Raw genomic sequence first — 12,313 nt, forward strand, 5'->3', positions numbered from 1 at the left:
TCCATCGATCACAATTAGGCTAGGAATCTCTCTCAGAATGAAGAGGCTCTTGGCCTTTTTTCCTATGCTATATTTAAAATTTAAAATATTCAATCGACAAATAAATACAATTTCACGCTTTTCTCTTACTCAAGAACCATATAAGTAATTTTGATATCATATTTGTAATTATTTAGAAGGAAAATGTGTTATTTTAGTAGAATAATTTACCAAGGGTCAATCTTCTTGCAGATAGGGCGGTGAGTTGTTCACAGGTATTGCAGTACTTGTCATAGCAGGACCCAAGCGATTGGTGAGGTACTTTCATATTGAGAAGGAGGGGCATAGCCTTGAATAAACGATTGATATCCATATTGTTAAGTATCCTAATGACTTTTTCTATCATCATGCCAGCGGCCGGAGCCGCTCCTGTAGGTGTTCAGCTTGAGAACTCGCTAAGCAAGGGCGAAGCCACACAATGGAGAGAGATTCTTGCCCAGCGGGAAGGAAAGCTTGCAGCAGATCCATTTTTGGACAAGAGCCTAGAAGGTCTTGGGGGAGAGAAAACAAGAGTAATTGTTGAGCTCTCCAATAAACCAGTTGCTGTTGCGCAAGGCGAATCTACCCTCTCAGGAAAATCTTTTACCTCCTCTATGGAAACAAAGGCTGTGACTCAAGTCGAGCAACAACAACAGTCATTTGTACATAGCCTCACTCAGAATAAAATCAAACACGAAGTATTGGAAAATTACGCATATGCCCTGAATGGTGTAGCCATTGAACTTAAGGGTAACCAATTGGGACAGTTGCTTCGCATACCGGGCGTTGTCAGTGTATACCCTGACCTTGAAATTACCGTATCCCCGGAAACAGATGAAGTGAATCCTTATATGAAAGATACCGCACCATTTATTGGCGCCCCTGAAGTATGGAATCTGGGATACAAAGGAAAAGGTGTCAAAGTTGGTGTTATTGATACAGGAATCGATTATGAGCATCCTAATTTGCAAGACGCCTACAAAGGTGGATGGGATTTCGTAGGAAATGACAATGATCCTTACGAAACAACACATGAAGAATGGAAAGTGTCTGGGGCACCTGAGTTTAATGCCAATGGAAGCGCCTATTACACATCCCACGGTACTCACGTAGCCGGTACCATTGCTGCTCGAGAAGCAGGGGACTACGGCATTGTCGGCGTTGCACCCGAAGCAGATATCTATGCCTATCGTGTTCTTGGACCCTATGGTAGTGGACAAACCTCATGGGTATTAGGGGGAATCGATCGTTCCGTTGCCGATGGTATGGATGTAATCAATCTCTCGTTGGGTAACGCTGCCAATGATCCAAGTTACATTACTTCGGTTGCTCTTAACAATGCCACGCTGTCTGGCGTGACTGCAGTTGTAGCAAGTGGTAATGATGGCCCGAATCGTTATACATTAGGTTCTCCAGGAGCATCGGCTATGGCAATCACTGTAGGTAACTCCACAGGGCCTAGCCAAAGCATTACAGCCAACACTCATTTCTGGATTGGTGAAGAAGGTAAAGGTACACTTCCAGAAGAACAGCCTGTCCCTGAAGTTGAGCCATCTCCTGAACTGGGAAAAGCACCGGGGACGGAAACTCCTGAAGTTCCGGCTCAAGGTGAACCATCAACAACACCGGAAGGTGCAACAGGCGAAGAAGCTTCATCAACAAACGAAGCGGCATTGTCTGGAACAGCGTCTGCTGATGTTACAGCTCTAGATGTGGAAGCGAGCCAATCCGAAGAGGGTGTTCAGCCAGCCTCGCCTTCGGCACCAGTCGAAACCTCTCCAGAGGTTGCACCTGTGAAAGAAGAGCCTGCGATTGCTCCAACTGAAACGGAGCAAAATCCATTGGCTGTTACTGAGTCGGTGTACCGACTTGATGTAATGGGCTGGAGCCTCTCAGCAGATCCGGAAGCTGTTTTGACGAATCAATATGATCTTTTATTCGCAGGGTTGGGTAAACCGACCGACTTTGAAGGCAAGGATTTTACAGGCAAAGTGGCTTTTGTACAGCGCGGTGAGCTGGCATTTGTAGAGAAAGTAGCCAATGCCAAAGCTGCTGGTGCAGTTGCTATTATCGTATATAACAATATTCCAGGCCCGATCGGGGTGAGTTTGGGAGATAATTTTGAACTTATTCCAACCTTGAGCATGTCGAAGGAAGATGGAGAAAGTATCAAGGCTGAGCTGGATGCCGGTCAAAGCGTTGAAGTGAGCTTTAGTGACTTCGTTAAAGGTCAAACGGCTGGCGATGAAATGAATCCATCCAGCTCCCGCGGACCAGCCAAGGTGACTCTGGATATCAAACCGGATATAGTTGCACCGGGTACCAGCATTCTGTCTACTGTTCCTGCCTATGGCAAGGACGAACCTGGAGCTGATTATTCACAGGCTTACGATCGTAAATCAGGTACAAGTATGGCCACACCTCATGTTGCCGGACTGGTTGCCCTGTTGATTGAGAAGCACAGTGACTGGACACCATTTGATATTAAAGTTGCACTCATGAACAATGGTAAAGTGCTCGACACGACAAAATACGATGTGTTTGATCAAGGTGCAGGTCGTATTCAAGCGGTGAAAACGATTGATCCTGCTGCATTTGTTAAAGTATTGGATGTAACGAAATACACAGAGAATGGCGTGGCTGTCGAGAAACCAAATGTTACAGGTAGTATGAATTTTGGTAACTTCCTCAGCACGGACGAAAAAACCGTCAGCAAAACGATCAAAGTGGAGTCGCTGAATGGCAGCGGTGGAAACTACACTGTAAGCGTGAATCCAACTCGTACAATTCCTGGTGTATCCGTTGCGGTGGATAAGAGCTCTTTTACACTGAATGGTGAGGAAGAGTTACAGGTTACTATTACAGTTCCAAAAGGTGTTACTGCGGTAACAGAAGCGCAAGGCTACCTTCAGTTGTCTAATGGAACGGACACATTTAGTGTTCCATATGTCGCACATTTCAACCTTACATTGGCAGGCGTTAAATACATTGAGACTGTGAAAGGTACAGAGAAGAACCCGTTCCATTATCCATTGAAGCCTGATGGTACGCTGGATACACTCAATGTAGCTATGGAATTCTACAATCCCATGAATTTTGCCCTTATTGAGATCTTCGATGGCCTTAACCCGGATGGGGGCTATTATGGAGACGGATATATTGGATCTATTTTTGGGAACTACTATAGTTTCGCTGCCAACACAAGATATAATCTGGCTTGGGATGGACAGTATGCAGACTATACTACCGACGAGGTAACGACGATTCCAGACGGTCTTTACACGGTTGATATCACTGCAATCGGTGTTGATGGTAAAACGTATATCGAAGATACTTCTCCATTTTTGGTGAAAAAAGCAGCTCCGGTTGTTACAGCACCAGAAAAGTTGGAATTCAAGCAAGATGAATCTGCTGTCATTAACGGCAGCGTGGATGATTTATACTTCCGTGTCGCTCCTGCACTTAAAGAGAACTGGAGCATTGAGTTTGACCCGGCGGCTGCCTTGAAAGCAACATACGTCCTGAAAAAAGAGGATGGTTCGACTTACAAGGAGGGTGTATTTGAAGTAAAATCTGATGGTACCTTCACTCTTCCTTTAGAAGGCATCCAAGCAGGTGAATATGCCGTTGAACTTACGGTAAAAGACCAACAAGGGCTTTCTGGTAAAGCCACTACGGCACTGAGTCTGAAATCCAAGGAGACTGAGCCGGAAACTCCAGCTGTCAAAGCGCCTGGAACACCTGTGTTGTCTCATAATAATTGGGTTGGTAATGGTCTGAGCGAAGGCTCATATATCGTTACCATGAACCTGTGGTGGGGCGAGAACGCCACCAGCTACAAGCTTTATGAGGACGGGGTTTTGATCGATACGCAGAAGTTGACCTACAATGCGCCTCTGGCACAGTTTGCCCAAACGAAGATCACAGGCAAAGCCAACGGCACGTATACGTACGTAGCCGAGCTAACGAACGACAAAGGGACCACGCGGAGTCAGACACTGACAGTTAAGGTTACTAACGCATCGCCAGGCAAAGCAGTTCTCTCTCAAGATAACTGGGACGGCGACGGCAATTATAAAGTTACTATGAACTTATGGTGGGGAACCAATGCCACTGAGTACCGCCTCTACGAAAATGATAAGTTGATCGACACCCAAGCACTCAATGCGGTTACGCCTAATGCGCAAAGCGCTGTTACTTCCCTAACTGGACGCACTTCGGGCACGTATACGTATCGGGCTGAGTTACTCAATGCAGCTGGTGTAACCAGCACTGACAAGATCACGGTAAAAGTGAAATAAACTCTTCAGTACTTATTTATTGAAGCATTTGTTTTTCGCATAAGCGGTCTTCATCCTGATCTCGCGGGATGGAGGCCGTTTTATTTTTGTTTTTTCTCTGCTGCTTGAATGGATAACAACTCGTTGTCCTGTTAGTTGTAAATTGGATATAGTTCGCATGAAAGTCCGTTAATAATAAAATGCTCCCCTCATGGGGACTGGTTTTGTTAGCCTGTCACTCATGAGGGGAGCATAATTAATCTAACCGATCACTCGATTCTTGCTGGCATTTATACCTGCGATCAGTAATATAATGGCAAGGAGAACCTGTACCAGCAATGGAAGAGTCCATCCTTGTGTCCAATCATGAAGCACACCGAACAGCAACGGTCCGACGGCTGCCAGCATATACCCAAAGGATTGAGCCATACCCGAAAGTCCCGCAGCCTGTCTTGCATCGGATGTACGCAGTACAAAAAACATGGTTACAAGTCCGAACGAAGCCCCGGCTCCAACGCCAGCCAAAGCAACACCGACGGTAACGAGAGAGGAAATACCACTTAAAAGGAATACATATCCCAGAATAAGACATGAACCTGTAATTGCTGTCAGCCAACGTTGATCTTTCATTCGTCCAGCCAGAATGGGGACGATGAACGTTACCGGAACACTAACCATTTGCATCAAAGACAACATCCAGCCGGCTGAAGAGGAACTGAAACCCTGATCAGATAGAACCTCTGGCAGCCAGGTAATTGTAGTGTAAAAAATTAAAGATTGCAGTCCCATGAACAATGTGACATACCAGGCTAAGGGAGATGTAATAAGACGAACGGGCTTCGCTTCCGTTCTCGAAGCCACGTAAACTTCGCCGCGACGTCCAGAACGGACGTGAGGCAGCCAGAGAATCAGGGCTAGAATGGACAGTATAGCCCACATGCCCAGTGAAGCATGCCAACCCATGGAGGTTAAGCCTGCCGTGGGAACGCTGATTCCTGAGGCGATAGCGCCCCATATATTCATGGACACGGAATAGAGGCCGGTAACGAGTCCCACTCGCAATGGGAAATCCCTTTTGATCAGACTGGGCAGCAATACGTTGCTCAGGGCAATACCACATCCAAGAATTGCCGTTCCTGCAAAAAGAACGGGAACAGAGGGCATAAACCGGAGGGATACGCCTATGGTCACAAGAATTATGGCAGTTAACAGAGCGGTTTCTAGTCCGAATCTTCGCGCCAATTGTGGAGCGAACGGAGAGATTGCCGCGAAGGCAAGCAAAGGAAGAGAGGTAAGCAAGCCTGCCAATGTATGACTTATTCCTGTATCTGTACGGATCAGTTCCACAATCGGACCTGTTGCCGTAATAGGTGAACGCATTGTTGCAGCGATAACGATAATGCCTGCCAGCAAGAGTCCAAGTTTCATGGATGCTGACGATGAATTATCGACTGCAGAATGGTCAGGTGAGTTTTGATGTAAAGAGGATGGCATGGTAAATCTCCTATAGTTTATTTGTCTAATATGTATACTTTGATACATACATATACATAAACAAGCATAACATCCCGTGTCAACATCAGCCGATTAACGTATTCAATCATCCCCAGAACGCAAAAAAAAGCTTCCCGAAGGAAGCTTTTCTTTAATTACGTCCCAGGAGGGATACTCTCCTTGCAGTCGAGACTGCGAAGTAATCCTACCGAAGCTTATGCTCCGACGAACCATTGGGGTTCTCATCCCTAGAACGCAAAAAAAAGATTCCCGAAGGAAGCTTTTTCTTTAATTACGTCCCAGGAGGGATTCGAACCCCCGACCGACGCCTTAGAAGGGCGTTGCTCTATCCAGCTGAGCTACTGAGACATGAAATTTTTCAAGCAAAATTGATTTTATCATAAATAATGATGAATATCAAACATTTTATTATAATATATTTTTCGTATATGATATTTGGCGGCAGTAACGTTTTTTTCATTATAATTAAGGTTATGTTAGAATATCAGAAGAACTCAAAAAATAGATCGACTTTCGTTTAATATACATCTATTTATGGTTGATTGCGACTGGAGATTCAGGATACAGAGGAGGTGCTCCTATTAAGGAATCCACGACCCCGGAAACCGAGCACAGTAACAATATTGTGCTGTTTCCTAAGACGCTGGACTATTACCAGATTCAATTGACGGTTATGCTAGAAAATGAACGATATGGTGAAGCGATGGACCTGCTTCGCTTTTTGCTGCAATGCCAAGGGCAGGAAGAACGGCATTACGACGAATGGCGAGCCTTGCTCGAATGGCTTGAAGCTGCGTTTCCTCATTACGGGGAAGATTTACCCGAGGTTCGTGAAGAGCGTGAGGAAGAGGAAATTAGTGAAGAGGACATGGCACGCCAACATGCCCGATCCAAGCTTGAGCAGGATGATGGCTATGCGGATAAACTTCTTCGTACCGTAATGGAGGAGCCTTTATCTGAACAAACAATGCTGGCGCTGGAGCAGCTTGCTTATCTCGATCGGCCAGAAATTGATGATTCGCTTACCGGTTGGCTCAAAGACAAGACGCTGCATCCTTTACTTCAGTTCCGCGTGCTTCAGACATTACGTCGCCGAGGTGTTCAAGGCATTATTGCGTTTACTCGTGGGGAAGAGCCGGTTGAAGTGGAGATTGATACCGTTCCGCTTAGACCTGAGGATTTCCCGATTCAGATCGTTCAGATTCTTGAAAGAGTGGCAGATCAGACGGAGGTTCATGAACCTACGCTCTTTTATTTTGCACAAGAACTGTGGATTCAATATGTCATGGCCGTGTACGGAACCCGTGATTACATGTCCATGCTGGAAGAAAATGATTCCATGACAGATATATGGGGAGCTGCTCTACATATGACCGTTGCAGACAGTCTGGGCGGTTCGCATGACGAGGAAGATACTCGCTCAATGTATGCTGTGACAGGGGCGATGCGCTTTCGTCTGGAGCAAGCATATCGATCAATGAAGCAGTTTGTTTCTGCTGGTTTGGATGGTCAATAGGACCCGGAAACGTTTTCCTCAAACCGTATCAAGGGATTCCCCTTGAAAAAGAATCTAATCTTGTTTATACTAAAATGGTTATTTTGTACGTGATTGCCTACGTGAACATGCGAATTTTGGAGGGGAAAGTATACAATGAAAGCAACTTGGGAAAAGATAGAGAAGAACCTTGGGGTTCTTGAGGTTGAAGTGGGTGCAGATCGTGTAACTGCAGCACTCGACAAAGCTTTTAATAAAGTAGTTAAACAAGCAAACGTACCTGGATTCCGTAAAGGTAAAGTTCCACGTTCGATCTTTGAAGCTCGTTTCGGTGTAGAAAGCCTGTATCAAGAAGCAATTGACATTTTGCTTCCTGAAGCTTACACAGAAGCAATCGACCAAACGGATATCTTCCCGGTTGATCGTCCTGACGTAGATGTCGAGCAATTCGCTAAAGGACAAGTATTCAAGTTCAAAGCGAAAGTAACCGTTAAACCTGAAGTTACACTGGGTGACTACAAAGGCGTTGAAGTTGCTGTAGCCAAACATGAAGTAACGGATGTAGAAGTGACTGAAGAGCTCGAGCGTCTTCAACAACGTCACGCAGAACTCGTTGTTATCGACGAAGGTTCCGCACAAAACGGCGACGTTGCTGTAATCGACTTTGACGGTTCCGTTGATGGTGTACCGTTCGAAGGTGGACAAGCTGAGGGTTATTCCCTGGAACTTGGTTCCAACACATTCATCCCAGGATTTGAAGAGCAGGTTGTGGGTCTGTCCACAGGCGACTTCAAAGACGTTGAAGTAACTTTCCCAGAGAGCTACCATGCAGCTGAACTGGCTGGCAAAAAAGCGGTATTCAAAGTGAAAGTACATGAACTCAAACGTAAACAACTTCCTGAACTGGATGACGAGTTTGCAAAAGATGTTAGCGAATTCGATACGCTTGAAGAGTACAAAGCTGATTTGAAAACGCAATTGGAATCCCGCAAAGCAGATGAAGCCAAAGCAGCTCAAGAAAATGCTGTTGTAGAAAAAGTGGCTGAAAATGCTGAAGTGGATATTCCTTCTGCAATGGTTGAGAGCGAAGTACAAAACATGATGCGTGATTTCGACAACCGTCTGCGCAACCAAGGTATGAACCTGGAAATGTTCCTGAGCTTCTCTGGTCAAACACAAGCTGACCTGAGAGGACAAATGCAGGAAGATGCTTCCAAACGTGTTCGCAACAACTTGGTTCTTGAAGCCGTTGGTAAAGCGGAAAACATCGAAGTGTCTGACGAAGAAGTTAACCAAGAACTCGAAAAAATGGCTGAGTCTTACAAGCGTCCTGCTGAAGAGATTCGTGGCATTCTCGAGGGTAATGGTTCCCTGGACAGCCTTCGTGATGAAGTGAAACTGCGTAAAACGATCGATGTTCTCGTTGAGAACAGCAAAGTCGTTGAAGCTGTTGAAGCTCCAGCTGAAGAAGTTGCTGCAGAAGCTGACGAAAAATAAGACAAGCTGTTACGTAATGAACAGCTGAATAAACGATAAGGCACGTGAATCATTGCGTGCCTTATTTTTAAATTATGGCATCCATTTTATAGAGGATTCAGTAATAATATGGATGGATTTCGTTGTGGCATTGGTTATGCATATTCAAGGTCCTATGGTTCTCCTGCAAATAAAAAAAAGGTGAAACGGCATAGGATTGCTCCGATTTGCACATACATAGAAAACATGGTTAAATATGATCAGGCAAAAAAGTAAACTTACTCCGTCTTGACACCACTTGTGAAAAATGACATTGTCACAGGAACGTGTTAGAATGAATTTGGGTTTGCTTTACAGGTAGCCTATGTCTAATTACATGTAGAAAAGAGGTTGGTCTCATGAGTCTGGTGCCAATGGTTGTTGAACAAACCAATCGAGGCGAGCGGTCTTACGATATATATTCGCGTTTGCTGAAGGATCGCATTATCTTTTTAACCAGTGCGATTGATGACGATGTAGCCAATCTTGTCATAGCGCAGCTTTTGTTTTTGGCAGCCGACGATCCTGAGAAGGATATAAGTTTGTACATTAATTCACCTGGTGGTTCTGTCACCGCAGGGATGGGTATATACGATACGATGCAATATATCAAGCCGGATGTATCGACCATTTGCGTAGGTATGGCAGCAAGCATGGGCTCGTTATTGCTGACAGCCGGAGCTCCTGGCAAACGATATGCGCTGACTAACAGCGAAGTGATGATTCATCAGCCGCTTGGCGGCGTTCAAGGACAGGCTGCGGATATCAAAATTCACGCAGAATGGATTATTAAAACACGTCAGAAACTGAATCAAATATACGTCGATCGTACAGGTCAACCCCTTGAGAAAATCGAGCGGGACACAGACCGTGACTTTTTCATGAGTGCTGAAGAAGCCAAAACGTACGGCATTATTGACCAGGTGCTCAGCAGACCGATCAATTCCTAAAGGGGTGGTTTCATGTTTAAATTTAACGATGAGAAAGGGCAGTTGAAATGCTCTTTTTGCGGTAAATCTCAGGAACAGGTGCGCAAGCTGGTCGCTGGACCGGGCGTTTACATTTGTGATGAATGTATCGAACTGTGCACTGAAATCGTAGAGGAAGAGCTCGGTCATGACGAAGAACTGGACCTCAAAGATATTCCAAAACCGAAAGAAATCCGCGACATTCTTGACCAGTACGTCATTGGTCAGGATCAGGCGAAGAAATCTTTGTCTGTAGCGGTTTACAATCACTATAAACGGATCAACACACAAAGTAAGATTGAGGATGTTGAATTGCAAAAAAGTAATATTTTGCTGTTAGGACCTACGGGTTCTGGTAAAACGTTGCTTGCGCAAACGATGGCCAAAATCCTTAATGTTCCTTTTGCTATTGCTGATGCAACTTCATTGACGGAAGCAGGTTATGTCGGCGAAGATGTAGAGAACATTCTGCTCAAGCTGATTCAAGCTGCTGATTATGATGTGGAAAAAGCAGAGCGCGGCATTATTTATATCGATGAAATTGATAAAGTAGCGCGTAAATCCGAGAACCCATCCATTACACGTGATGTATCGGGTGAAGGTGTTCAACAAGCGCTCTTGAAAATCCTGGAAGGAACTGTAGCTTCTGTACCACCACAAGGTGGTCGTAAGCATCCACATCAGGAATTCATCCAGATTGATACCACCAACATCTTGTTCATTTGTGGCGGTGCCTTCGATGGTCTCGAGCAAATGATCAAACGCCGGATCGGTAAAAAAGTCATCGGCTTTAATACCGTTGCGGAACAAAAAGATCTTAAACCAGGTGAATATCTGGGTATGGTATTGCCGGAAGACTTGTTGAAATTCGGTCTGATTCCGGAGTTTGTAGGCCGTTTGCCAGTTATCTCCACTTTGGAGCCGCTGGACGAAGACACATTGGTACGGATTCTTTCCGAGCCAAAAAATGCGCTTACGAAACAGTACCAAAAACTGCTTGAGCTGGATAATGTGAATCTGGTGTTCGAACCAGGAGCATTGCTGGCGATTGCGAAGGAAGCCATTAAACGTAACACGGGTGCACGTGGACTACGTGCAATCATCGAGGGCATTATGCTTGAGATTATGTACGAAGTGCCTTCCCGTGATGATGTTACGAACTGTGTCATTACCGAAGAGGTCGTTGAGAAGAGAGTCGTGCCTGAACTGAGCCAATCCAAGGACGACAAGCAGGAAGAAAGTGCCTAACTAAAGGCGAATATTCCGTTTCAACACTGAAATATAGACTTGTCAGTTCTCCACTCCTGGCAGAAGGCGAATTCATGTCTCTGTCAGGGTGGAGCTTTGACGTTGTGGGGAGAGAAATCACTCATGTTTTTAAGACAAGATACACGACCCGTAAAAGTGGGTAACTTAACGATTGGTGGCAGCAACGAAGTCATCATCCAGAGCATGTGTACAACGAAAACGGCAGACGTTGAGGCAACCGTGGCAGAGATTTTGCGTTTGGAAGAAGCAGGCTGCCAAGTGGTGCGTGTAACGGTGAACAATGAGGAAGCTGCAGCAGCCATCAAGGAAATCAAAAAACGGATTAATATTCCGCTCGTAGCGGATATCCATTTTAATTATAAACTGGCGCTCCTTGCGATTGAGAACGGCATCGATAAAGTGCGGATTAATCCCGGCAATATCGGTAAACGCTCCAAAGTAGAGGAAGTCGTCAAAGCTTGTAAAGAGAAGGGTATTCCGATTCGGATCGGGGTAAACGCAGGTTCTCTGGAAAACCATTTGCTCGAAAAATATGGTTATCCAACAGCTGATGCTATGGTAGAAAGTGCACTTTATCACATTGGTATTCTAGAAGAATTGGATTTTCACGATATTATCGTGTCTCTCAAAGCATCGGATGTGCCGATGGCGATTGAGGCTTATTCCAAAGCGGCTGAGATCATCAAGTATCCGTTGCATTTGGGCATTACCGAGGCGGGTACATTGTTCTCTGGTACAATCAAAAGTTCTGCCGGTATGGGTGCCTTGTTATCCATGGGCATTGGTTCGACGATGCGGATATCGCTTAGTGCGGACCCGGTTGAAGAGATCAAGGTTGCTCGTGACCTGCTCAAAACCTTTGGTCTGATTTCAAATGCAGCTACGCTGATTTCCTGTCCTACCTGTGGCCGTTTGGATATCGATCTGTTCTCCATTGCGAATGAAGTGGAAGAGTATATCTCCAAACTTAAGGTGCCGATCAAAGTATCGGTGCTGGGTTGTGCTGTTAACGGTCCGGGTGAAGCCAAGGAAGCGGATATCGGTATTGCCGGTGCACGCGGAGAAGGCTTGTTATTCCGTCATGGTAAAATGATCCGTAAAGTGCCAGAAGAGATCATGGTTGAGGAATTGAAAAAAGAGATCGACAAAATCGTGGAGTCTTATGAAGCGACAGGCGTTATTCCTGGCCGCTCGCACTGATTGATTTATATATCGTTTTGTAACAGTCCGTCAGCATTGACGGGCTGTTTTTT

The 12,313-nt window shown here is 45.3% G+C and carries 7 protein-coding genes and 1 tRNA gene; 6 read left to right on the plus strand and 2 right to left on the minus strand.

Translation table 11 applies throughout. The annotated features are described in order from the left end of the window. Positions 1–329: 329 nt before the first annotated feature. Complete coding sequence (locus gpAD87_RS01300; protein WP_064635808.1) at positions 330–4,319, plus strand: S8 family serine peptidase; 3,990 nt, start codon at positions 330–332, stop codon at positions 4,317–4,319. Between the two features lie 240 nt (positions 4,320–4,559). On the opposite strand, the gene gpAD87_RS01305 is transcribed toward gpAD87_RS01300, so the two are convergent. Then, positions 4,560–5,792, minus strand: a complete 1,233-nt coding sequence (locus gpAD87_RS01305; protein WP_064635809.1) for a CynX/NimT family MFS transporter — start codon at positions 5,790–5,792, stop codon at positions 4,560–4,562. Positions 5,793–6,087: 295 nt separating this feature from the next. Further along, positions 6,088–6,161: transfer RNA gene (locus gpAD87_RS01310), tRNA-Arg, on the minus strand. A gap of 190 nt (positions 6,162–6,351) precedes the next feature. Between gpAD87_RS01310 and gpAD87_RS01315 the strand changes: the two genes are divergently transcribed. From gpAD87_RS01315 to ispG, 5 genes are all read left to right on the plus strand, one after another. Further along, a complete protein-coding gene (locus gpAD87_RS01315; RefSeq protein WP_442950706.1) occupies positions 6,352–7,329 on the plus strand; it encodes a hypothetical protein in 978 nt (325 codons plus the stop codon). A 135-nt stretch (positions 7,330–7,464) separates the two neighbouring features. Next, positions 7,465–8,805, plus strand: coding sequence for a trigger factor (tig, locus tag gpAD87_RS01320; protein WP_064635810.1), 1,341 nt, complete (start codon positions 7,465–7,467; stop codon positions 8,803–8,805). A gap of 377 nt (positions 8,806–9,182) precedes the next feature. Continuing rightward, positions 9,183–9,773, plus strand: a complete 591-nt coding sequence (gene clpP, locus gpAD87_RS01325) for an ATP-dependent Clp endopeptidase proteolytic subunit ClpP (protein WP_024633993.1) — start codon at positions 9,183–9,185, stop codon at positions 9,771–9,773. Between the two features lie 12 nt (positions 9,774–9,785). Further along, positions 9,786–11,039, plus strand: a complete 1,254-nt coding sequence (clpX, locus tag gpAD87_RS01330; RefSeq protein ID WP_063566713.1) for an ATP-dependent protease ATP-binding subunit ClpX — start codon at positions 9,786–9,788, stop codon at positions 11,037–11,039. Positions 11,040–11,162: 123 nt separating this feature from the next. Next, on the plus strand, positions 11,163–12,260 hold the full coding sequence (gene ispG / locus gpAD87_RS01335) for a flavodoxin-dependent (E)-4-hydroxy-3-methylbut-2-enyl-diphosphate synthase (protein WP_063566714.1): 1,098 nt from the start codon (positions 11,163–11,165) through the stop codon (positions 12,258–12,260). The last annotated feature ends 53 nt before the right edge of the window (positions 12,261–12,313 follow it).

The sequence above is a fragment of the Paenibacillus sp. AD87 genome (assembly GCF_001659845.1).
Taxonomy (GTDB): domain Bacteria; phylum Bacillota; class Bacilli; order Paenibacillales; family Paenibacillaceae; genus Paenibacillus; species Paenibacillus marchantiae.